Below are 21,565 nucleotides of genomic sequence, written 5' to 3' on the forward strand. Positions count from 1 at the left end.
AGATTGCAGACGTTCTATAGGGTGAAAAATAAGGGAAACTCGCTCCGCAGCTCATAAGGATCCTGCTCTTGGAAACGATGAATTCGCTCCCTCTTAACCTCGCTGGCTTGTCGATATTCGCTATAGGATCTGCCCGTAAGGAATGTTCTCGTCCACTCTTTGGGAGATTCATAGTACTGGATAATTTCGTTATAAGCGAAAGGCGAAATCAACTGGAGCTCAAGCGCCTCAGCGAACAGCAACTTGTCTACAAGCAGCGGTGATCGGACCTGCACCCCGCGACTTTCGAGCCGTTCAAGGCCGGCTTTGCTGCGGACAGCGACCGCCAGCGTCTCCGTAAGCGTTACGCCTGCCTTGTCCAGCATCGGAATCCATCGGTCCACATAGCTGCTGGCTAGATTTATAATATCGGCTACGTGAAGCACGCGCTGGTCCGTTAGCCCAGCCTCGACTTGTTGGCCATGATGATCCGTGATCCATATATCGCCGTTTTTGAATAAGAAGATATGAGGAAGTCCCAACCTGCGAGCAATCGGTATAGAGAAAAACCAATCTCTTCGCTCTCCGCCCGAAATGTATAATGGCAGGACTGCCTGCTCCGACAAGTAGAACTCGACTAGCGCATCGATGGCCGCTTCATATTGCTTGTCCGCTCGCACAGTCTGCTCGATGAGCGCGATGATTTCCTTAACCTGCTTTTCTCTCGGCTGCATTTCCTTCAATATGCTCGTGATGCGCGCCAAGACTAGCTCCGCTTCCTTTGCTCCCGCAATATTTTCCGTGTTGATGTAGAATGGGCCAGGGTTACCGGAAGTGTACCAAAAAGCATCGTCCTGCTGGCCTGCTCGTACTGCAAGCCCCTTCGTTTCGATCAATCTTGCAAGCAGTATGCTAGTAGCTTTCATCCTGTCCTGAATCGACATCCTCATTCCCCCTTCAAGTCGCCTCGACTATTGTACTATAAATTGGAAAAATAGAGCATTATACGATATACAAGCGTGCACTCAAAAGGATAACTATTTCGCTATATTCTTGTAAGGTACTTAACATTTTGATGTGAAAAATGGTAAACTAAAGCTATTGAGGAGGCGATTATCAATGTCCAATGAGACAGTTAATATGGAAATAGGGATTAGTACATTTCTAGAGACGACACCGGATCCGTCAACCGGGATCGTCATCAGCCATGCGGAAAGAATCCGCAATGCGGTGGAAGAAATCGTCGTGGCCGATCAAGCAGGCCTTGACGTTTACGGAATTGGCGAGCATCATCGCCCCGATTACGCGGGCAGCGCTCCGGCCATTATATTGGCCGCTGCAGCTTCGGTAACGAAGCGGATACGGCTGTCGAGTGCCGTCACCGTTCTGTCGTCGGATGATCCCGTGCGCGTATATCAATCTTTCTCTACGCTCGACGCGCTCTCGAACGGCAGGGCCGAGATTATGGCAGGCCGCGGGTCGTTCATCGAATCGTTCCCGCTATTCGGTTACAGCCTCGATGATTATGACGCGCTATTCGATGAGAAGCTCGAGCTGCTGCTTAAAATTCGCCAGTCCGAAAAAGTATCATGGCCCGGCGGCGGACTTCGTCCCGCTATCGACAATCTCGGGGTATATCCGCGATCCGTTCAAGAACCGCTGCCGGTATGGATCGCCACAGGCGGCAATCCCGAATCGGCCGTTCGCGCCGGAACACTTGGGCTGCCGGTCGCATTCGCGATAATCGGAGGCATGCCCGAAAGCTTCGCACAGCTCGTTGCCTTGTACAAGCAGGCAGCCGAACGTGCCGGCCACGATCCGAGCAAGCTGTCGATCGCAACGCATTCCCACGGCTTCGTCGCCGACACGAATGAGCAGGCGGCCGACTCCTTCTTCCTGCCGACAGCGAGGCAAATGAACGTTATCGGGCGCGAGCGCGGCTGGCGCGGCTCTTATGACCGTGCTGCATACGACGCCGCACGAAGCTTAAGAGGCGCATTATATGTCGGCGATCCCGAGTACGTTGCAGAGAAGATCGTTCTCCTGCGCAAAAATCTCGGCATCACCCGCTTCTTCCTTCATGTCAACGTCGGCACGATGCCGCATAAGGAAGTGCTGCACGCTATTGAGCTGCTGGGCACGAAGGTTGCCCCTATCGTTCGCAAGGAAATCGCGCGCATGGAAGGAACGAACTAAAGAGAGAAGGTCGCTTATAGCATGTCTATAAGCGGCTTTTCATTTTGCCTGTTGACAGCCTCGTTTATATGATGTATTTTCGTTGTACATACAAAATAGAAAAGGAGGACGACATGATGCCCGAAGAACAACAGACGCATAACGCTCCGGAGCAATCTTCCGACCATGACGATTCGTTTCTTCACACCTGCTTATATTTCACGACGAATCGCTTAAGCAGAGCGATTACGCGCATGGCCGATGAAGCGTTCGCTACGACCGGACTTACGCCGGCCTACGGCTATCTCATCCGCCTCGTCATCGGCCAACCCGGCATTACGCAGAAGGAGCTGTCCGAGAAGCTGTATATTACGCCATCGACGCTAACTCGCTTCATCGATAAGCTCGAAGGGAAAAGACTCGTAGAGCGCAAGGTTCAAGGGAAGACCGTGCTCGTCTATCCAACCGAACAGGGCAAGCAGCTTGGACCGTCCCTTCGCGAAGCTTCCAAACGGCTGAAGGAAACCTACGAAGCCCTTCTCGGCAAGGAAGCTGCTGTATTATTGACCGGCTATCAAGAAGAATCGAGTCAGAAGCTGGAGAGTTAACTCTCTTCCGCGCCTTTTATATTGTATGTACAAACAAAATAAGAATAAAATATAGAATGGAGGTTGTTTTCCCATGAATGAGGCTGCTGCACAAAATGCTGACAAACGTCCGCGATTTTATTACGGATGGATCATCGTTTTCCTTACCTTTGCCACCTTGCTCGTATCCGCCGGCATCCGCTCCCTTCCGAGTATTCTGCTCGTTCCGTTCCAAGAGGAATTCGGCTGGAGCAGAGGAGGCATCTCAAGCGTCATCTCCATTGGGATTTTCCTATACGGACTAGTAGGTCCTTTCTCGGCTGCTCTGCTGCTGCGCTTCGGCATTCGCAAAGTCGTTATTAGCTCGCTTGCCGTATTGGCGGCAAGCCTCGCAGCGACGCCTTACATTCAATCGCTATGGCAATTCGAGCTGTTATGGGGACTCGTCTCAGGGCTTGCTACCGGGATGATGGCCAACGTGCTTGGCGTCACAGTAAGCAATCTTTGGTTCGTAGAACGCAAGGGACTTATTATCGGCTTGCTGACGGCAAGCGCTGCAACGGGTCAGTTGCTATTCCTTCCTCTATTCGCGAAGATGAGTGCTGATTTCGGCTGGCGTTATGCGATCTATACTGCAATTGCGGGCATCCTCATCGTGCTTGTCGCGGTCATTGTCTGGATGAAAAACCATCCGTACGATGTAGGAGCTGCGCCATACGGCTCCGATCAGATCGTAAAGCCGCCTGTTTTCAGCGAAAATCTGTTTCTTGCCCCGCTGCGCAGTCTGCGACTGGCGATGAAGAACCTTACCTTTTGGCTGCTTGCCGGAACGTTCTTCTTCTGCGGCTTCTCGACCAATGGCCTTATCGGCACACATCTCATTGCTGCTTGCGGCGATCATGGCATGCTGGAAGTAACTGCTGCAGGACTGCTCGCCATGATGGGCTTGTTCGACCTGTTTGGCACGACGATATCCGGATGGCTCTCTGATCGGTTCGATAGCCGCTGGCTGCTGTTCTGGTATTATGGGCTGCGCGGACTGTCGCTATTGTTCCTGCCCTATGCGCTCGGCGGTTCGCCGGCAATGCTCGTCGTATTCGCGGTCTTCTATGGCCTTGACTGGATCGCAACCGTTCCTCCGACCGCCAAGCTGGCTGGGCAGACATTCGGCAAGGAAAAGTCCGGCATGGTTTTCGGTTGGATCGTCGTTGCGCATCAGATCGGCGCCTCTACCGCTGCTTACGGAGCAGGCGTTATGCGCGACTGGTTCGGCAGCTATTCGCAAGCTTTCGTCATCGCCGGCTTCGTATGCTTCGCAGCGGCTTTAATGGCCGTTCGGATTCGCAAGCATAGCTCTGCAATCGCCCAGGCAACTGCTTAATCGATCGATAAAAAAGTCCATTCCTCGCGGAATGGACTTTTGCGTCTTAGCTCAAACTAACGATTAGTGCGAAGGCTTCGCCCGATCGATGTGGCGGATATGCTTGTAGCTGATCGCAATGAACACGATTGACAGAAGCACGAACCCTGCGCCTACATAGAACGGCACATGAGCATTATATATCTCAGCCAGCTTGTTCGCCATATACGGCGCAATAGCCGCACCTATGAAGCGCAAGAAGCTGTATGTCGCCGAGGATGTCGAACGCTCTACAGGAGCAGCGTCCATTACGGCTGTCGTAATAAGCGTATTGCTGTTGCCTAGTATCGCCCCGGCAAAGATGACCGCCGAGATAACAACCCATTTGGTCGTTGTGAAAATACCCATTAGCGCCAGATCAGCCGCGAACAAGATCAACATGAAGCACATCGCCTTCAGCGTGCCGAATCGTCTCTGAAGCTTAGGGGCCATAAAGACGGAAGTAATCGCCAGCAGCACGCCCCAGCCAAGGAACACATAACCCATCCCGCGCGGCTTCAATCCCATAACGAATGGCGCATAAGCCATAATCGTGAAGAACCCTACATTGTAAAGGGCTGCGACAATGCCGAGCGTCAACAGCGAACGATGCTTCATCGCCTTAAACGGTGCAAGCAGCGACGTTTTGTTCTGCGGAGCAGTCTTCGCCGCCGGCTTCGGCATCGTCAGAATAAGAACGAGGAAGCCGATGACCATGAAGCTTGAGACACCGAAGAACGGGCCTCTCCACGAGATCGAGCCTAACGTTCCGCCGAGCAGCGGCCCGATCGACATCCCGATGCCAGCAGCCGCTTCATAGAGGATGATTGCTTTCGCCGTTCCGTTCTTGGATAACGATACAAGAGCCGTTAAAGCCGTAGCAACGAACAAGGCGTTGCCAAGTCCCCAGAAGGCGCGCAAGCCGACCAACGTCCAAATACTGTCCGCGAATCCGCCGAAGAAAGATACGATCGCAATGATTACGATACCCGACAGCAGCGTCCACTTTGCTCCTAGACGAGTCGATACCGTACCGGTTATCAGCATGGCAACGGCCATAATCGCATTATAGCTCGTATAGAGCAAGCTGACCTCACTTGGAGAAGCGTGCAAGTTGGCGGACAACTCACGCAGAATCGGGTTAACAAGTCCCATGCCCATGAAGGCAATGACACTCGCGAAAAATACCGCCCAAACGGCGATAGGTTGATTCAGAATGCCGTTCTTTTGTTTCAGCAACTCCGGTTCACTTTTTAAAACTGCGGTAGAAGCCACGAAATTATCCCCTTTATGATCATTTGATGGAGTGGTTCACGCTTAATGTTGTATCATACAACCATTTGATTGTATTATACAACTAGAGGGGTGTCAATGGCTATTTACAACGCGTTTATTTGATTAATTCAACGCCGAAGTCTATCATTATAGTAGTAATGAAGCGTACTGCGTGCTATGAACGATCAAATGAATTGCCAATGAGGTGTTCCATACATGAATGACGATTCACTAGCGACTATAGAGCTAGAACTGGCCTTTCTAGTCCGACTTATTACTTCCCGTACTTCGAATAAAGGTGTCGGCAATCTTGACCGCTCCGCTTATTTGCTGCTGCATGAAATATCGGTCGAAGGCTCGGCCGGCGTCAAAGCGCTGGGGGACGCGCTTCTGCTCGACATATCGACCGCAAGCCGGCAAGCGGCCGCGCTGGAGCAGAAGGGCTACGCCGTCAAAGTGCCTGACGAGCAGGACGGCCGGGCCTACTTTTACCAAATTACCGACCTGGGGGCGCAAGCGATTAGCGAATATAAGCAGTCGCGGCAAGCCAGCATCGCTAGACTGCTGGATGAATGGCCAGAAGAAGAGCGCCAATTGCTTGGCGAGATGCTTCATAAGTTTAATCATGTGCTGCGTACGAAAAAGTAATTGATTACAGCTAAAGCCCAGCGCGATTCATGCCTGGGCTTTTTTATAATGAACAGCCTTTAGGATGGAGAGGGTTCATCGGGTTTCTCCGGCTGCTTAATAAGCGAATAAGCGACATAGCCAATCAGACCGAGGAACAGCCCCGTGCCGACAATTATATACACCATCGTAAACAGCTTCCCTAGCATCGTCCGGGGCTCGAAGCTGGGATGACCTACCGTGCTTAATGTCGTCACGCAGAAGTATAAGGCATCGATAATCGACAGCCCTTCCTCTGTCACGTAGAAAATCGTACCGGACAACAGCATAATAAGCACTAGGATGAGCAGCGCTTGAAAGTTTCTCATTTTCAAGGATTTCCACAGCCCCTTCAACAACCGCCCCAACGTCAGCGTAAACGAAATCATCAGCACTTCCCCTTCGGCTAACACGTTAACAATCACTTATTCATTATTTCCATGTACATGAAATCCTATTGATGCTCTCTTCATTGCACCATACGACAAGATAGCGCTATCATTCCAATTCGACGAATCAACCGTGCCTATTTTGTAGTTTTATCGTGAAAATTGTGATAACATATTGACTTAAAGGAACTGCGTGGACGGGGATACATTATTCCGTTCATACTCGTATGTACGCCGGCTTAGAACGATCATTTTTAAACGGCGGCCAAATGGGGTATGATTGAAAAGTCGAGTTCTTACGTTGCAATTATTTTGAAGGAGGATTTAACAAATGGCATTGGTTTCGATGAAAGAAATGTTGATTAAAGGTTTGAACGAAGGTTACGCTGTTGGTCAATTCAACATCAACAACCTGGAGTGGACGCAAGCAATCCTTGGTGCTGCCGAAGAAGAGAAATCGCCGGTAATTCTTGGCGTATCCGAAGGCGCAGCTCGTTATATGGGCGGCTTCACGGTCGTTACTGCGATCGTTAAATCGTTGATCGAAGAGATGAAAATCACAGTTCCAGTGGCCATTCACCTTGACCACGGTTCCAGCTTCGAGAAATGTAAAGCAGCGATCGACGCTGGTTTCACTTCCGTTATGATCGACGCTTCGCATCACCCATTCGAAGAAAACGTAGAAACAACGAAACAAGTTGTTGCTTACGCGCATGAGCGCGGCGTTTCCGTTGAAGCTGAGCTTGGAACAGTTGGCGGACAAGAGGATGATGTAGTTGCTGACGGCGTTATCTACGCTAATCCAGCAGAATGCAAAGAGCTCGTAGAGCGCACTGGCATCGACTGCTTGGCTCCTGCACTTGGTTCCGTTCACGGTCCTTACAAAGGCGAGCCGAACCTGGGCTTCAAAGAAATGGAAGAAATCTGCCAAACAATCAAGCTTCCTCTCGTATTGCACGGCGGAACTGGCATCCCTACTGCGGACATCAAGAAATCGATCTCCCTGGGAACTGCTAAAATCAACGTTAACACGGAAAACCAAATCGCGTTCACGAAAGTGGCTCGTGAGATTCTTACTTCCGACTCCGAAGTATACGATCCGCGTAAATTCTTGTCGCCAGGCCGCGATGCTATCAAGAAAACAGTTGCCGGCAAAATGCGTGAATTCGGTTCTGCAGGTAAAGCTTAATAAATCGCTTAACGCGACAATAAAGGCTGGACAAGCTGCTTACGGGCAGCGAGTCCAGCCTTTATTGTTATGCTCATGGACGATTGCTTAAATATTGGATCCACTGCTCGCGCAGCTCGGACTCCGTACGACCCAGTATTCCGCTGCAATTGCCAGGACTGCGAATCAGCTGATTCAGAGCATCCAGTCCGTACGTCCTCTCAATGAATTCAACCATCAAATAGGAAAATTGAAAACCTCCCATCGTTTCGAAATCCCATGTATCATTCTCAAGCTGATCCAATGTCGGAATGGTTCCGCTTCGTATAGCATCCGCAGTCGTATCTTTAAGAAATTGCTCGCTCATCTGTTTCGCTTCGTATCCGCCGATACCTTGGCACAGCCACTTCGGCGCCGTTGGATTAATGTCTCGTACGAGCCACATCGCGAATAAATGAGTCGTCGATTTTAAAATGGATTGATACGTATGATTTGGGCCGGGATCAAGCGGGGAAACAATCTTAAGCGTATTCCCTGCAAATGTGCCCATGAACCAATTCGGAGCATCCGGCTCTCCTACCGCTTGATGAAAAGCAGGCAGGTCAGGGTAGATTTCAATAACGATCTTCTGTGACGGCTGGTGCTTAAGCTTCTTCGCCAGTTGCTCCACGCTGCCGTTTAGCTCCCGCAATACGTCCTGATGAACCTTTTTCTCGCCTCCTGCACTGCCGACGCCGCTCTGTTCATTTTTACTCACAATCTCTATCAGCTCTTGAATAGACATAATGGCGATGTCACCCCAATCTTTTAATTGTTTCCTTAACTTTTCGAGTGCACGGTAAAGCCTGTTCTTCACTGCGCTCTGGCGCATGCCAACGATCCCCGCAACCTCCGCAAGCGTGCAATCCATGAAGAAGTGCAGCGAAATAATGTGCTGATCCAACTCGCTCAGCTTGCCTAACGCGGAACCGATATCGATTCGAATTTCCACATACTTAGCAAAATCAAGCGAAATCGATTGCGAAGCTTCCAATTCCGCAAAGTCTGACGTGTACTCCTTCTTTCGCGAACGGCTTCTATATTCGTTTTTCGCTGTATTTCGGGCGATCGTGAATATCCAAGTGAACAGGCTTGCGTTCTCATTGAACCGATCCAGGTTCTCGATCGCTTTCATAAATACATGCTGCGTCAAATCATCGGCAGCCTCGCGGTTGACTTTAATGGCGAAATAGTTCCATATCGCTTGGCGATATTGATTATAGTTAGCTTCGAATTGTTCAATCTTTTCCTGTCCATCCGGATGAACAGCCTGCTGGTCTTGAGCTCGAGACATGAGTAAGAACCTCCTCTTGATCTTACAATTGATTAGACACCGCACGAGGCGAAAAAGCCACATGAAAAACAAAAAAACCTTGGACATCGCCGCTTGAGCAAGCCCCCGGCTTTGAACTATAGTAGGAAGGAGAAGGAGGAGTCGCCTTTGTTCCGAATCATGATCATTGAAGATGACGACAAAATCAGAAGCATCGTCGCCGACGCTTTACGCAAGTGGCAATACGAAGTTATTGAGCTTACTTCCTTCGAACGTATACGAGATGAGTTCACGGCAACGCAGCCGCATTTGGTATTGATGGACGTCAATTTGCCCGTGTATGACGGGTTTTACTGGTGTCAGCAAATTCGTGCCGTATCCAAAGTTCCGATCCTGTTCCTCTCGTCTCGCGATCAGAATATGGATGTCATTATGGCTATTAATATGGGCGCGGACGATTATGTGCAGAAGCCGTTCGACCTAAGCGTTCTCGTCGCCAAGGTAAGCGCTCTGCTGCGGCGCAATTACACCTATCAAGACGATAGTCTCCAAATCACGCATCGCCAGCTCGTGTTCCATCTCTCGAACTCTTCCGTTCAATTCGGATCGCAGACGGCAGAGCTGTCGCGGAATGAATTCATTATTTTGCAGACGCTCATGCGGAATATCGGCAAAATCATTTCGAGGGACGATCTGATGCAGGTGCTCTGGAATGACGAACAGTTCATCGACGACAATACGCTTACCGTCAACGTCAACCGGTTGCGGCGCAAGATCGCGGCATTAGGAGCAGACGACTTTATCGCGACGCGCAAAGGAATGGGGTATATCGTCGAATGAGATTTTGGCGATTCATCCGTTATGAGCGCTCTTACCTGTTGTTGTGCGCCGTTATATTCCTGCTCACGGTAGCGATATTCGCAACTGATCCGCTAACCGCCTGGCAATGGCAGTCCTTCTTCTATGCGTTCGCACTTGCTTTCATTGTGCTAACCGCATTCGTCTTCCGTCGTTACGTGAAGAATACACAGGCGATCCGCCGTATGAACGACGATGAGGCCGAACCGCTGTCTCTTGAAGCCGAAGCGTACCGGGAAGCACTGGAGTATGCCGGTATGTCTCATATCCGTGCGCTCAACGAGGTGCAACAGAAGCAGAAAGACAATTATGATTTCATCGTCTCCTGGTTTCATGAGATCAAGACGCCGATTGCCGTTCTCCGCTTAATGCAGCAGACGGAAATCGATTCCCGCAGCTTGGAGGAAGAGCTTAGCCGTATCGAGCATTACGTGGAGCAAGCGATGTATTATGCCAAGCTGGACAGCTTCAATCAAGATTACGAATTAGCGAATTGCAACTTGGAGCCGCTCGCCAAGCAAGTCGTCAAAGCCCATTCCAAATCGTTCATCACTCAGAAAATTAAGATCCGACTGGACATCCCGCCGACCGTCGTACAAACGGATTCCAAATGGCTTTTGTTTATCGTGAATCAGCTCATGACCAATAGTCTCAAATATACGAACGAGCATGGGGAAATCACGATTACAGCTCGGGTCGCCGAGCAAGAGAAGCTGCTCATCATTCGCGACAACGGTATCGGCATTGATGCGAAGGATCTGCCGAGAGTGTTCAACCGGGGGTTCACCGGCACCAACGGACGCACGCACGCGAAGTCGACCGGCATGGGATTGTATCTTGCCCAAGAGCTGTCAAGGAAGCTAGGGCATTTCATTACTTGCGAATCGGTCCCTGGCAGCTACACCGAGTTCGTTATTCATTTTCCGAGAAACAATGATCCCTACCTCAGCACGCTGCAAAATAGTCAAACACAAAAAACGCAATGACCTTCAGAGATCATTGCGTTTTTTATCCTTTTTCCATATTATCAGGCATTCTCGCTCACGATCTTATAATACAGATTCGTGGAGGAGGCGTAGAACAGTAGATAGATAACGAAGTAGACGCCTATAATAGCTGCAACTAGACCCGGCAGCTCCGGAAAGTCGCTCACCGATTCGAGAACGTAATACTTAATGATGAGCCAACTATGAAACACGCCAAGCACGATCGGAGGCAAGAAAACGAACAGCAGTTGCTTGCGGATAACGCTCTTGATCTGCCGGTTATCGACACCGATCTTGCGCAGCACCGCATATTGCAGCTTCTCTTCCGTGGCTTCCCGCAGCTGCTTGAAGTAGATGACGCTGGCAAGCGCGAACGTCGCAATCAGAGCAAGAAATCCGCTGGCGAACAGCATGAGCGACGAGCTCTCGATCTGCTTCGAATACACATCGGCGAACGAAGAGTAGTAGGCGTCCGGCGTCTGCGAGACGATCGCATATACCTGCTTCGAGAGGTCGTCGGCGTTTCTCGCATCGCGAATGCCGTAGATTTCATACAGCCGACTGTCCGTATGAGACTTTAATCCGTCATAAGCTTCATCGGATATGACAATCACCGCCGGTTTCAGGTCCATGGACGTTGCCGGATTGGTTGACCAACCTAGATAGGCATAGTCTTTCTTATCAACAAGCGTGAAGGCTGACTCTTCATCTGTCTTCACGATGAATGCCGGCCGCTCTCCCGGCTTATATACCTTAGGAAAGTCCGACCCTTGCGACAACGATACCGCCTCATTCCCTTGCAGACTCACACTCCGATCATGTCCGCGCAGCTCTATAAGCTCGTTATAGGTCCGCTGTGACACGAGCAATACTTCCGGCATGTACATCTCGGGGTTATCTACGACTACATGCATGTCCGTTACCGGCGTCACGACTAACATTTCATGCGTCAGGTGGTAAATGGCTTTATGCTTTGACTCATTAATGACACGGTCGATTCGTTCATTCGTCGTTGCATCCAGCGTTTGGAAGGCAATGTCGTTCGGCAGGTTGCGCCCAACCGCTTCGAACTGCACCTTATAATTGATCGTTACGAAGCAGAGCAGCATCATAATAGCTGCGCTGAACAACGAGATGAAGGTCAGATTGAGCGTATTGCCGCGAATTTGAAAACGGAGCGATGACGTCCACAGCACCGTATTGCCTTCGTGATATTTTCTACGCTTGCTTATCGTCTGAAGCAGCCAGCCGGCGAACTGGCGGAAGAACAAATACGTGCCGGCGATAACGCCTACCGTTGAGCCGATTAAGCTCGCCGTCGCGTAATCCTGCCAGAATACCGATCCTTTGCCGCTGCTAATGAGCCCATAAGCAATACCTAACAGCAAGACAGCCAGCAAAGCAAGCCACACAGAGACACGGACAGGCTTCTCGGACTTCTGCTTCGCATGGAATAGCTCGGTTAGCTGTACACGATTCACCATAATATAGCTCTGTATGCTAATGATAATGGCCAGCAGAAGGAACACCCCTGCCGTTGTTGCTATAGCTTCAACCGGGAACGCCAGTGAGATTACTTGATCATACTGCATCAGATTCATAAGCAGCATGCCGAACAGCTTGGACAACAAGCCTCCGACCAGAATACCCGTCACGAGCGAGATCCCGCTTATAAGCAACGTTTCGTAAAAAACCATGCGCGTGACTTGCTTTTCGTTTAAGCCGTACAGCAAATACATCCCGAACTCTTTTTTGCGCTGCCGCATGAAGAACGAGTTCGCGTACAGGATGAAGAAAATAATAAATAAGTAAACAACTACCGAAGCGGTGGCAACGCCCACTTGGAAGTTCGCCCGGTTCTGAAGCGCAGCGATCACATCGTCGTTGTACATGAGCGAAGAGAATGTAAATTGAATGATGACGCCCGTTATCATCGAGAACAGGTAGATGGAATAGAGCCGAAAGTTGCGCTTCACATTCCTTAAGGTAAGATCAAGCAGGCTCATCGCAGCTTGCCCCCCATCAAGCTCTGATTCTCCAGTATCCGATCATAAAAGTGGCGCTGAGTCTGCTCTCCTGCGTAAATCTCGTTCACAACGCCGCCGTCACGAAGAAAAACAACCCTTTTACAGTAGCTCGCCGCGTAAGTATCATGAGTAACCATCAGAATCGTCGTGCCGAATGCGGCATTTAGGCCGACAAGCTGCTCCAGCAATTGTGTCGCAGAGCGGGAATCAAGAGCGCCCGTAGGCTCGTCGGCGAATACGATCGCCGGCTCCGTAATAATGGCTCTGGCCGATGCAACGCGCTGCTTCTGGCCGCCCGATATTTCATTCGGATACTTGGCTACGATTGCTTCGATATTGAGCGCCTGAAGGATCGGCTGCAGACGCTTCTCCATCTCTCCGGCCTTGAAGCCCCGAAGCGACAGCGGCAGCAGGATGTTTTCCTTCACCGTCAACGTATCTAGCAGATTGTAATCTTGGAAAATAAAGCCCATGCGCTCCTGGCGGAATTGCCTAAGCGACTGCTTCTTCATGCCCAGCAGCGACTTTCCTTCCAGCCATACTTCGCCTCCCGTAAATCGGTCAATCGTAGACAACACATTCATAAGCGTAGATTTCCCCGAGCCCGAAGGGCCCATAATCGCAGTCAACTCGCCGGCTTGAATTTCTAGGTCAATGTTTTTAAGCACCGCAGTAGCGCCGTAGTTTTTGGATAGATTTTTTGTTAGGATCACGTTTTGCATCAGATGTTCCTCCCCTTTCTATCCTTTATTCTAAATTATGTTCTTTATTTCCATCCATCGAATAAACAAACATCCAAGTGACATTACTGTCACTTAGGCATAACGAAGAGCGACAACAACATGCCGAGGCCTGCTCTCAACTTACCTACCTTGGACTTGCCTTCTATATCCATATCGCTTTCCGCGTGAGTGCGAGCCCATCGCTCCATCTCCGCTTGTCGGTATTGTCTCAGCTTCTCATTCACGTACTCCTCCAACATATCCATTCCCCTCTTCCGTTTCCGGCTTCTTCTTGTTGTCACCATTATGAACTTTTCAAAAGGGGCTAAAAAGCGTATACTTTCGGCAATGGATTTCCCCTTTTATTCAAACAGCTATTATCGTCTTGCTAGAGGAGGCAATCACTTTGCAGATACAGACCGTTGAACGATACTTGATCCTAGTTGATCGATTCGGAGATATACGCCTTACAGGTTCACCTATGGAAGTAACGATGGAAGAGCTCTCGGAGGCTTTGTTCTGCTCCAAGCGCAACACAAGAATCATTCTGCAGAAGCTGGAGGACGAGGGGTTGATCGAATGGCTGCCCGGACGCGGACGCGGCCATCATTCGAGGATCGTATTCCTAAAGGACAAACCATCGTATCTACTTGGTCTAGCACGCAACCGTGCGGAGAGCGGCGATTACAAGACAGCGTTCGAGCTGCTTGGCACTTACGGGGAAGGCACGGACGCGAAGGAAAAGTTTTTGGAATGGCTGGATGGACATTTCGGTTACCGGCAAGAGGAACAAGGAGATGGAAACGGACCATGCGACACGCTTGTCTTTCCCATTATCCATCAGATCGTAACGCTCGATCCTGCTTACGTTAACTATGTTTTCGACTCCCATCTACTGCGTCAGATTTGCGACCGGCTGTTGCAGTTCGACGAACGTACCGACAAGATCGTGCCCGGACTTGCCTACCATTGGACATCAGACTCAGACGGCAAAGAATGGACCTTCTATCTGCGAAAAGGCGTGCTTTTCCACGACGGCAGAGAGCTGTCTGCAGCCGATGTCGTCTATTCCCTTCAGCGGCTTCGCGGCGATGCGGACAATCGCTGGATCATGCGCGGCGTCACGGACATTGCGGCTGTTAGCCGGCTCGTCATTCGGATCCGGCTTCACAAGCCAAACCGGATTTTCGACCGGTTCATGTGTACGACAGCGGCATCGATTATCCCCGCGGAGCTTGGTGGACATCCCGAGGATGATTTCTGGCAGCGACCTATCGGGACCGGCCCGTTCCGTCTTGACTCAAGCACCGCGCACCGCATTCGGCTCGAGGCACATCACGGCTACTATCAGGGCAGACCTTTTCTGGATCGTGTGGATCTCGTTGTTCTTCCGGAGGAATACAGGGGAGACACAGCCGTATCGCCGGATGTCCTCCATACCGGTAAATGCGGCTGGCCCTCCATTGACCAGGAAGCGGTCGAAGACTGGCTTGCGATTGAGCAGCTATGCCGCGGATGTACGATGTTCTGTTGGAACTTCAATCGTGAAGGGCCCTATCATTCCGAAGCATTCCGTCAAGCAGTGAGGATGATCCTGAACCCGATCGATATGATCGACGACCTGGGAGGCAGCCGGGTGATGCCGGCTTTCGGATTCCGTATAGAGACGAACCGGCATCTGAATGTCGAGCCGTACCGAGCCGAGCAAGTCCGCGCTGCGCTGCAGCAAGCGGACTATGACGGCTCACCTCTGCTCATTGCCGTACACGAGAATTATGAGGACGATGCTAGATGGATCATGAACCGCCTTAAGCAATGGGGGATCCAAGCGGAGGTGACGATCTCCGGAACGAACCTAGAAAAGGTCATGGAAGCGGATTGTACGATGTTCGGCATCGTGCTCGCGGAGGACGAAGTATGCGAGATCGAAGCTTACGAGCATGGAAGCTGCGTCATGCAATCGTTTTTGGACAACGATCGCTTGGACTGGATAAGCGAGCAAGTTGATACGGCTCTCGTTGCCGATAGCAATGAACGGCGACGCGCGGCACTGCGCCAGATTGAAGAGCGGTTCCGGAAGGATGCTACAATCCTGTTCCTTACTCACCGCAAAAACAACACGTACCTGCATCCATCGGTTCGGGGCGTGACGAAGCTGAATTCGCTCGGTTGGATCGACTTTAAGGACGTATGGCTGGAACAGCTGCAAATTTAACGTGCTCCGCTGCCATCTGAGGCTGAGGTGATTGGATTTTATACAGGCTAATGGGCTAAATGACATCCAAAAAGCAGTTTGGCTGGATTTCCTACAGGCAAATGAGGCAAATTGGGAGGAGTCGTGCTAAATCGGAGAATTAGGCTGGATGATTTCCAATCAAAATGATCAACGACCAGAGATGAAGGACCTCATACATTCCACTTTAAGGTGAAATGCAGAGGTCCTTAGTCCCTTATTCGCGGCAGATCATTACTTTGTTGCCGTCGGGATCCTTAACGACGAACCAATGGTCATGCTCGATCTCCGTTACAAGCTCCACCCCAAGCTCCTTCATGAAGTCGAGCGAGCCTTGCAAGTCATCGGTCATGAGCATGAAGGCAGGCGTTTGAATCGAAGGAGCGCCTTCCGGCCGGTCGCCTCCCCACATCGGCATCGTGTCGAGAATGACGCCGACGCCGTCCATCGGCAGCGGACACAGATGTCCGCCCATGATGTTGCAGTCTTCCTCACGCAGCCCCATAACGCGACAATACCAGCTGCGAGACTTTTCGATATCCCGTACGGGCACGAATATCGATCCTACCTTATTCTTGATCGGGCTCGTTGACGGATGGCTTTCGACGGTATGCTGTTGTTCGGCCATTGTTTTCCCTCCATAGATCATTTTAAGCGCTTTCGGCGCTAGGAACGGTCGATAGCCTTCCGGCTTCTCTTCTGGCTGCTGGATAGGCTTGGGCAATTGACTCATGATTGCGGTTGTCCTCCCCATTTCTCTTGTTACACCAATAATAGCAAATCAAGCCTGCGAAGGAATATACTTTCTTATCTTGATTAACTGCCTTCATCCTGCCTAATAGGATTGAAACGGACGTTGCCCTGTGCAACAATAGAGGGGATGGGCCTTGCGCCATTTTCACCATACACAATCCCATTATCAAACCAAACCTATGGAGGTATATGAGCATGAAAACAATGAAGCTTGGAAGCAGCAACTTAGAAGTACCCGTTATCGCAGTAGGCTGCATGCGACTTCCGTCGCTGGACAAGCAGCAGGCCGAACGTTTCGTACAAACGGCGCTTGATGAAGGCGCTAACTTCTTCGAGCACGCCGATATTTACGGCGCCGGCAAAGCCGAGGAACTATTCGCAGAGGCGGTACATATGAGCCCGAGCGTTCGGGAGAAGCTTATTCTTCAATCGAAATGCGGCATCGTGCCGGGCGTCATGTTCGACTTTTCGAAAGAGCATATTTTGAGCTCCGTTGACAACATTCTGAAGCGTCTGAATACGGATTACTTGGACACGCTGCTGCTGCACCGCCCGGATACGCTCGTCGAGCCGGAAGAGGTAGCGGAAGCGTTCGACCTGCTGGAGAGCTCCGGCAAGGTGCGCCACTTCGGCGTCTCCAACCAAAATCCGATGCAAATTCAACTGTTGAAAAAATACGTGAAGCAGCCGCTTATCGCGAACCAGCTCCAGCTCAGCATCACGAATGCGACGATGATCTCCCAAGGCTTCAACGTCAACATGGAGAACGGCGCCGCAGTTAACCGCGACGGAAGCATTCTCGACTTCTGCAGATTGCACGACATTACGATTCAGCCTTGGTCTCCGTTCCAATACGGCTTCTTCGAGGGCGTATTCCTCGGCAACGAGAAATTCCCCGAGCTGAACAAAAAGATCGACGAAGTCGCCGCCAAATACGAAGTTACGAACACGACGATCGCTGTCGCTTGGCTGCTTCGTCACCCGGCGAATATGCAACCGGTCATCGGCACGATGAATATCGATCGGCTTAAGGATTGCATCAAGGCAGCCGAGATCCGTCTCACTCGCGAAGAGTGGTACTCGATCTTCCTTGCGGCTGGCAATATCCTTCCTTAAATCGAACGGAAAGCACAACAAGGACACCCTTTGGCTGCAAAGGGTGTCCTTGTTGCTTAATTTGTCAGCCAGCCACGCCTATTAACGTGGTTCATCCGACGTTATGGCGAACAAATGATGATCCTCCCACACGCCGTTAATATAAATATACCGCTCCGCCAACCCCTCAAGCCGGAAACCCGCCTTCTCCAGCACGCGTCTCGAGCGCATATTTCTAGGCATCACGCCCGCCTGCACACGGTGCAGACCAAGCTCATCGAACGCTTGGGCCACGCATAGAGATACCGCTGACGTCGCATACCCTTTGCCGTTATGCCGCTGATCGATGAAGTAACCAACATTAGCATGCTGTGCTGGTCCGCGTGCAATTCCGGTTAATGCAATTCGTCCGACCAGCTCGTCCGTCTCTTCGGCGAATACGCCGTATACGTAACCCTTATCGTCGATAGCATCACGTATGTTGACTGCAATCTCGCTCTGCTGCCCTTCAAGCGTAAAGTGCTTTTCCTCTCTGATCGGCTCGAATGGCTGCAAAAAACTGCGGTTTCTCAATCTTAAATCAAGTAACGAGGCGGCGTCCTCCGCCTTGATGTTTCTTAAGTAGATAGGATTGCTGTTGCTCATGTTGATCCGCGCCTTCCTCTCCGCTAATTAGTTCATCGTCCGATTATTCGCCAACCACTCTACCCCGAAGTCAACCGCTTCCTCCATGTCGAACAAGAAGCAATCGGCATTGCCTACTTTGCCAAGCCTTGTAGCTCGTTCGTTTCCAAACTGCTCGCCAAGCTTATCGAAATCACCGGAATCATAAGCGCAGTCGGTGAACCACTTCCACGTCCGCTCGCCATCCTCCATGATCGCCGTACCCATCCGCTTCGTCGGCATGTCCGGTAGGATAGCTTCAGCCAGATGGAAGCTCGTGCACGAATCGTATCCCGCGCCGAGCAGCAGCACCTTGGCGCCGCCGCGGTACAGCTTGCCGAGCGGCGAATCCATCCCGAATTGCGGCGTCAGCGGGTGGCTGTAGACGATCTCCGCTGCTTGCCTCCCATTCGCGCAGAAGGAAACTTGCGGATGCGTTGATCTTATCGTTCCAGGCACAGTTCGGAACAACTCGGCAATTCGCCCCATCCCCCTTGTCGGCGTAATGCTCGGATCAAAAGCCGGCAACTCGTTATAGATAATATCGATCCACTCCTCGGGCACTGGCGGGTTTCCCCACTCTGCGGGATCGCTCCAGTCTCCGCTCTGCGCCGGCATAATGAGCGTACCCGCTTCGCCAACCGCTTGAAGTAGCGCCTGCACGACTGCTTGCGCCCCGCCGCACACCCACCCCAAGGCAGATAACGAAGAGTGGACGAGCAGCATATCTCCTTCATGAACGCCCAGCGTTCTTAATTGTTCCACAATCGTATTTACCGTAATTGGCAGCTTCGTACGATCGATAATATTTTGTTCGCTCAGGGTGCATCACTCTTTTCATAGCCGTTACCGTAACGGCCTTCTAGGAATGCAAACATTATATCGCGTGGGTGAAGAGCGAGCAAACGAGGTATGCCTTAAGCTCCGTTACGAATAAGGCAGGGTGCAAATGAGCAGCATGTTGCCATCTTCCAAACAACAAACGGCTGCGCCGTCTTCGACAAGGCGGCACAGCCGTTCATCATACGTCTATATCCGTATCACCAGCATAAACAGAAGCAGCAGCACCGCCATGCAAGCGGCGTACTTGTAATTAGGCGACGCCATCTCGAATACGGGCTTCTTGAACAATCCGGCCAATAAATTGTTGACCGCCGAGGCCGGAGAGATCGGGTTGGATAATGCCCAGCCGCCGAGCAGGAGGATAGCATAGTCGTTCGCGCTCATCTGAATGGCGCCAGGGTCGATGCCTGTGGCGAATATCGTGACGAGCACGATTGGATGCAGACCGATAAGTGCAGAAATAATCATAAGAATGACGACCATAACCGAGAATGACAGCCAGATAGGAATCGGTATGCCCGCAAGCAGCGCAGGCAAAGAATCGCCTATCCCCGTGGCGCCGATCGAGCCGCTGAAGAAACCTGCCGCTAGAAATAACGTTATTTCCTTCTTCAGCGATGGCAGCGTCACCTGCATATGATTCACAAGGCCTTGCCTGTATACGGAGCCTTGTCCTTGCGCCAAGCACCAGAGGAGCGGAACAACGACAGCTGTCATGCAAGTGATCAGAACCATCGGCAGATCAACGATCGCTTCCAAAATTAGAATGACGGCAATCGCCGTAGCGAGATATATCCCGAGCCCGATCGGGAATCCGCCGCCTCCTTGCTGTTCTTCGGCCTCCGCTTCCGGTTTCGCGGAACTTTCTCCAGACTCGCCCTGTCGATCACTTAACGGAGCAGCTTCTTTCTTCACTTCTCGCTCCGGATCAAGCAGCTTCCGCAAGTCTATCCCCACGCTCACTAGAAAGCTTAGCAACGACAATACAATTAAGTACGGTAGCAGCTCCGACCACCTTACCCCAAGCGCCGAGGTGATTAGCGCCATCGCCGCAAAATAAGGCGACCAGACGATCGCCCCGGCAAATCCGCGATTCAGCGCATTCGCAAGCAGCTTCGAGATGCCGGCTGGCCGCGGCTTCACGAAGGCCAAATGATACACGACGGATATAGAGCCTACGTTGATAAACGCGCCCATGATCTGCGTCAGCAGCTGCGTGCCCGCATATAAGACGATACCGCTCTGCACCTTCGTCTCGTAGAAACGCCGCAACGCCGCCACGTACTTCGGCAGTCTCACGGGAATACCGAATAACGGCGCGAACGCAAACAAAGTGACGATCGTCGCATTCATGCCGGCAGCGCTCCACCACATGCGGTCGTCCGCCTTCTGAACGAGCATGAGCACAACACCGCCCACTACGAAGGCGGATGTCAGCAGAAGAGTGACTCCCTTTAAACGGGGAAGCAGTATCGCAATCGCAACAAACACCAGAACGCCAAGCACGGCGGTAAGCATCTCCCAGCCCGTAAACTGCTGCAAGATGAAAACCGCCGCTAAAAGTAAAATAATCGATTGGTCCAGCATGGTTCGGTAAGCAGATTTGATGCTAACCGCCTTCTTTCCTTATGTCTAATTCGTCTCCGAACCCTTAGCTGAACTGCCAGCAGCTTAAGCTTAGATTACCATATTGATAGCTGCGATGGAGCAATTTTGCCTCACGATTGCGATCTCCCGCCCCCATTGCCAGCAACAGCGGAATGAAATGCTCGTTCGTCGGCACAGCCTCCTGCCCATATGGCGCCAGCTCTCTATAACGGAACAGCGCTTCGGTATCCCAAGTCTCCAGCTTGTCTTGCAACCAGTTATCGAAGCCCTCGGCCCAGCTGTCCGCCGCTTCCGCTCCCCAATTCACTCTGCGCAAATTATGAACCGTTCCTCCGCTGCCAATAATAAGAACGTCCTGCTCGCGCAGCTCCGCTATTGCTTTGCCGATCTCGTATTGCTGCTCGTTGGTCAAATAACGATTGACGGATAAAGCGACGACCGGAATGTCCGCATCCGGATACACCAGCTTCAGCACAGCCCAAGCGCCGTGATCGAGACCTCTTTGCTCATCCCGAACGCTGTCAATTCCGTGCTTGCCGAATAAGGCTTGAATTTGCTCAGCTATAGCGTGATCCCCGCTTGCTGGATAAGTCATTTGGTACAGCTCGGGCTGGAAGCCGCCGAAGTCGTAGATCGTGCTGTACGTGTCAACATCGCTTACCGTCTGCGTGTTTTCTTCCCAATGCGCCGAGAACAATACGATCGCTTTTGGTTTTACAGGCATGCTTTGGGCGAATTTTTTCAAGAAACGGGTATAATCCACTTCATCAAGGACGAGGGACGGGGCGCCATGGGCCATAAAGTAGGAAGGTATCATCTTATCATTC

The 21,565-nt window shown here is 51.3% G+C and carries 21 protein-coding genes; 9 read left to right on the top strand and 12 right to left on the bottom strand.

Features of this window, described 5'->3' with window-relative positions:
- Positions 1 to 14 precede the first annotated feature (14 nt).
- Positions 15 to 923 (bottom strand): hypothetical protein, encoded by a 909-nt coding sequence (locus AC0YN0_RS20115; protein WP_475822841.1) that lies wholly within the window; start codon positions 921 to 923, stop codon positions 15 to 17.
- Between the two features lie 196 nt (positions 924 to 1,119).
- On the opposite strand from AC0YN0_RS20115, the gene AC0YN0_RS20120 reads away from it, so the two are divergent.
- The 3 genes from AC0YN0_RS20120 to AC0YN0_RS20130 all read left to right on the top strand — a co-directional run bounded on the left by AC0YN0_RS20120 (position 1,120) and on the right by AC0YN0_RS20130 (position 4,122).
- A complete protein-coding gene (locus tag AC0YN0_RS20120) occupies positions 1,120 to 2,175 on the top strand; it encodes an LLM class flavin-dependent oxidoreductase (protein WP_337100855.1) in 1,056 nt (351 codons plus the stop codon).
- A 116-nt stretch (positions 2,176 to 2,291) separates the two neighbouring features.
- On the top strand, positions 2,292 to 2,762 hold the full coding sequence (locus AC0YN0_RS20125) for a MarR family winged helix-turn-helix transcriptional regulator (protein ID WP_475822842.1): 471 nt from the start codon (positions 2,292 to 2,294) through the stop codon (positions 2,760 to 2,762).
- A 73-nt stretch (positions 2,763 to 2,835) separates the two neighbouring features.
- Positions 2,836 to 4,122 carry an MFS transporter gene (locus tag AC0YN0_RS20130; RefSeq protein ID WP_475822843.1) on the top strand — a complete coding sequence of 429 codons (1,287 nt, stop codon included), beginning with the start codon at positions 2,836 to 2,838 and terminating at the stop codon, positions 4,120 to 4,122.
- Between the two features lie 63 nt (positions 4,123 to 4,185).
- Here the strand turns inward: AC0YN0_RS20130 and AC0YN0_RS20135 are convergent, their stop codons facing one another.
- Positions 4,186 to 5,415, bottom strand: coding sequence for an MFS transporter (locus AC0YN0_RS20135; RefSeq protein WP_475822844.1), 1,230 nt, complete (start codon positions 5,413 to 5,415; stop codon positions 4,186 to 4,188).
- 216 nt (positions 5,416 to 5,631) lie between these two features.
- Between AC0YN0_RS20135 and AC0YN0_RS20140 the strand changes: the two genes are divergently transcribed.
- Positions 5,632 to 6,063 (top strand): MarR family winged helix-turn-helix transcriptional regulator, encoded by a 432-nt coding sequence (locus AC0YN0_RS20140; protein ID WP_475822845.1) that lies wholly within the window; start codon positions 5,632 to 5,634, stop codon positions 6,061 to 6,063.
- A 59-nt stretch (positions 6,064 to 6,122) separates the two neighbouring features.
- On the opposite strand, the gene AC0YN0_RS20145 is transcribed toward AC0YN0_RS20140, so the two are convergent.
- Entirely contained in the window at positions 6,123 to 6,470 is a 348-nt protein-coding gene (locus tag AC0YN0_RS20145; RefSeq protein WP_475822846.1) for a potassium channel family protein, read from the bottom strand.
- 331 nt (positions 6,471 to 6,801) lie between these two features.
- Here AC0YN0_RS20145 and AC0YN0_RS20150 point away from each other — a divergent pair, with 331 nt between their 5' ends.
- A complete protein-coding gene (locus tag AC0YN0_RS20150) occupies positions 6,802 to 7,659 on the top strand; it encodes a class II fructose-bisphosphate aldolase (protein WP_337100670.1) in 858 nt (285 codons plus the stop codon).
- A gap of 73 nt (positions 7,660 to 7,732) precedes the next feature.
- Here AC0YN0_RS20150 and AC0YN0_RS20155 read toward each other — a convergent pair whose 3' ends face one another.
- Positions 7,733 to 8,971 carry an RNA polymerase sigma factor gene (locus AC0YN0_RS20155; protein WP_475822847.1) on the bottom strand — a complete coding sequence of 413 codons (1,239 nt, stop codon included), beginning with the start codon at positions 8,969 to 8,971 and terminating at the stop codon, positions 7,733 to 7,735.
- A gap of 147 nt (positions 8,972 to 9,118) precedes the next feature.
- Between AC0YN0_RS20155 and AC0YN0_RS20160 the strand changes: the two genes are divergently transcribed.
- Together AC0YN0_RS20160 and AC0YN0_RS20165 are read left to right on the top strand one after the other, a co-directional pair.
- Positions 9,119 to 9,790 carry a response regulator transcription factor gene (locus AC0YN0_RS20160; RefSeq protein ID WP_475822848.1) on the top strand — a complete coding sequence of 224 codons (672 nt, stop codon included), beginning with the start codon at positions 9,119 to 9,121 and terminating at the stop codon, positions 9,788 to 9,790.
- On the top strand, positions 9,787 to 10,794 hold the full coding sequence (locus tag AC0YN0_RS20165) for a sensor histidine kinase (RefSeq protein ID WP_475822849.1): 1,008 nt from the start codon (positions 9,787 to 9,789) through the stop codon (positions 10,792 to 10,794). Before AC0YN0_RS20160 ends, AC0YN0_RS20165 begins: the two co-directional genes overlap by 4 nt.
- 41 nt (positions 10,795 to 10,835) lie before the next feature.
- Here the strand turns inward: AC0YN0_RS20165 and AC0YN0_RS20170 are convergent, their stop codons facing one another.
- The 3 genes from AC0YN0_RS20170 to AC0YN0_RS20180 form a co-directional block, all read right to left on the bottom strand.
- Positions 10,836 to 12,800 carry an ABC transporter permease gene (locus tag AC0YN0_RS20170; protein WP_475822850.1) on the bottom strand — a complete coding sequence of 655 codons (1,965 nt, stop codon included), beginning with the start codon at positions 12,798 to 12,800 and terminating at the stop codon, positions 10,836 to 10,838.
- Positions 12,797 to 13,543, bottom strand: coding sequence for an ABC transporter ATP-binding protein (locus AC0YN0_RS20175; RefSeq protein WP_475822851.1), 747 nt, complete (start codon positions 13,541 to 13,543; stop codon positions 12,797 to 12,799). Before AC0YN0_RS20175 ends, AC0YN0_RS20170 begins: the two co-directional genes overlap by 4 nt.
- An 89-nt stretch (positions 13,544 to 13,632) precedes the next feature.
- Complete coding sequence (locus AC0YN0_RS20180; RefSeq protein WP_475822852.1) at positions 13,633 to 13,803, bottom strand: hypothetical protein; 171 nt, start codon at positions 13,801 to 13,803, stop codon at positions 13,633 to 13,635.
- Between the two features lie 146 nt (positions 13,804 to 13,949).
- Here AC0YN0_RS20180 and AC0YN0_RS20185 point away from each other — a divergent pair, with 146 nt between their 5' ends.
- Positions 13,950 to 15,758 (top strand): ABC transporter substrate-binding protein, encoded by a 1,809-nt coding sequence (locus AC0YN0_RS20185; protein WP_475822853.1) that lies wholly within the window; start codon positions 13,950 to 13,952, stop codon positions 15,756 to 15,758.
- A gap of 235 nt (positions 15,759 to 15,993) precedes the next feature.
- Here the strand turns inward: AC0YN0_RS20185 and AC0YN0_RS20190 are convergent, their stop codons facing one another.
- Complete coding sequence (locus tag AC0YN0_RS20190) at positions 15,994 to 16,509, bottom strand: VOC family protein (RefSeq protein WP_475822854.1); 516 nt, start codon at positions 16,507 to 16,509, stop codon at positions 15,994 to 15,996.
- Positions 16,510 to 16,724: 215 nt separating this feature from the next.
- On the opposite strand from AC0YN0_RS20190, the gene AC0YN0_RS20195 reads away from it, so the two are divergent.
- Entirely contained in the window at positions 16,725 to 17,645 is a 921-nt protein-coding gene (locus tag AC0YN0_RS20195; RefSeq protein WP_442048642.1) for an aldo/keto reductase, read from the top strand.
- Positions 17,646 to 17,726: 81 nt separating this feature from the next.
- Here AC0YN0_RS20195 and AC0YN0_RS20200 read toward each other — a convergent pair whose 3' ends face one another.
- The 4 genes from AC0YN0_RS20200 to AC0YN0_RS20215 form a co-directional block, all read right to left on the bottom strand.
- Positions 17,727 to 18,269, bottom strand: coding sequence for a GNAT family N-acetyltransferase (locus AC0YN0_RS20200; RefSeq protein WP_475822855.1), 543 nt, complete (start codon positions 18,267 to 18,269; stop codon positions 17,727 to 17,729).
- 27 nt (positions 18,270 to 18,296) lie between these two features.
- Positions 18,297 to 19,052, bottom strand: a complete 756-nt coding sequence (locus tag AC0YN0_RS20205; RefSeq protein WP_475822856.1) for an AAC(3) family N-acetyltransferase — start codon at positions 19,050 to 19,052, stop codon at positions 18,297 to 18,299.
- 264 nt (positions 19,053 to 19,316) lie between these two features.
- The gene (locus AC0YN0_RS20210) at positions 19,317 to 20,672 is read right to left on the bottom strand and encodes a hypothetical protein (RefSeq protein ID WP_475822857.1); all 1,356 of its coding nucleotides are present in this window, start codon (positions 20,670 to 20,672) and stop codon (positions 19,317 to 19,319) included.
- Between the two features lie 109 nt (positions 20,673 to 20,781).
- Positions 20,782 to 21,555 carry a DODA-type extradiol aromatic ring-opening family dioxygenase gene (locus tag AC0YN0_RS20215; RefSeq protein ID WP_475822858.1) on the bottom strand — a complete coding sequence of 258 codons (774 nt, stop codon included), beginning with the start codon at positions 21,553 to 21,555 and terminating at the stop codon, positions 20,782 to 20,784.
- Between the last annotated feature and the right edge of the window lie 10 nt (positions 21,556 to 21,565).

The sequence above is a fragment of the Paenibacillus sp. J22P218 genome (assembly GCF_056269195.1).

Excerpts from the sequence above, each read along its gene's own strand:
- AC0YN0_RS20215 (WP_475822858.1), bottom strand. The coding sequence starts at position 21,555 with ATGATACCTTCCTACTTTATGGCCCATGGCGCCCCGTCCCTCGTCCTT.
- AC0YN0_RS20175 (WP_475822851.1), bottom strand. The coding sequence starts at position 13,543 with ATGCAAAACGTGATCCTAACAAAAAATCTATCCAAAAACTACGGCGCT.
- AC0YN0_RS20190 (WP_475822854.1), bottom strand. The coding sequence starts at position 16,509 with ATGAGTCAATTGCCCAAGCCTATCCAGCAGCCAGAAGAGAAGCCGGAA.
- AC0YN0_RS20155 (WP_475822847.1), bottom strand. The coding sequence starts at position 8,971 with ATGTCTCGAGCTCAAGACCAGCAGGCTGTTCATCCGGATGGACAGGAA.
- AC0YN0_RS20130 (WP_475822843.1), top strand. The coding sequence starts at position 2,836 with ATGAATGAGGCTGCTGCACAAAATGCTGACAAACGTCCGCGATTTTAT.
- AC0YN0_RS20125 (WP_475822842.1), top strand. The coding sequence starts at position 2,292 with ATGCCCGAAGAACAACAGACGCATAACGCTCCGGAGCAATCTTCCGAC.
- AC0YN0_RS20115 (WP_475822841.1), bottom strand. The coding sequence starts at position 923 with ATGTCGATTCAGGACAGGATGAAAGCTACTAGCATACTGCTTGCAAGA.
- AC0YN0_RS20180 (WP_475822852.1), bottom strand. The coding sequence starts at position 13,803 with ATGTTGGAGGAGTACGTGAATGAGAAGCTGAGACAATACCGACAAGCG.
- AC0YN0_RS20140 (WP_475822845.1), top strand. The coding sequence starts at position 5,632 with ATGAATGACGATTCACTAGCGACTATAGAGCTAGAACTGGCCTTTCTA.
- AC0YN0_RS20200 (WP_475822855.1), bottom strand. The coding sequence starts at position 18,269 with ATGAGCAACAGCAATCCTATCTACTTAAGAAACATCAAGGCGGAGGAC.
- AC0YN0_RS20120 (WP_337100855.1), top strand. The coding sequence starts at position 1,120 with ATGGAAATAGGGATTAGTACATTTCTAGAGACGACACCGGATCCGTCA.
- AC0YN0_RS20145 (WP_475822846.1), bottom strand. The coding sequence starts at position 6,470 with ATGATTTCGTTTACGCTGACGTTGGGGCGGTTGTTGAAGGGGCTGTGG.
- AC0YN0_RS20150 (WP_337100670.1), top strand. The coding sequence starts at position 6,802 with ATGGCATTGGTTTCGATGAAAGAAATGTTGATTAAAGGTTTGAACGAA.
- AC0YN0_RS20195 (WP_442048642.1), top strand. The coding sequence starts at position 16,725 with ATGAAAACAATGAAGCTTGGAAGCAGCAACTTAGAAGTACCCGTTATC.
- AC0YN0_RS20165 (WP_475822849.1), top strand. The coding sequence starts at position 9,787 with ATGAGATTTTGGCGATTCATCCGTTATGAGCGCTCTTACCTGTTGTTG.
- AC0YN0_RS20170 (WP_475822850.1), bottom strand. The coding sequence starts at position 12,800 with ATGAGCCTGCTTGATCTTACCTTAAGGAATGTGAAGCGCAACTTTCGG.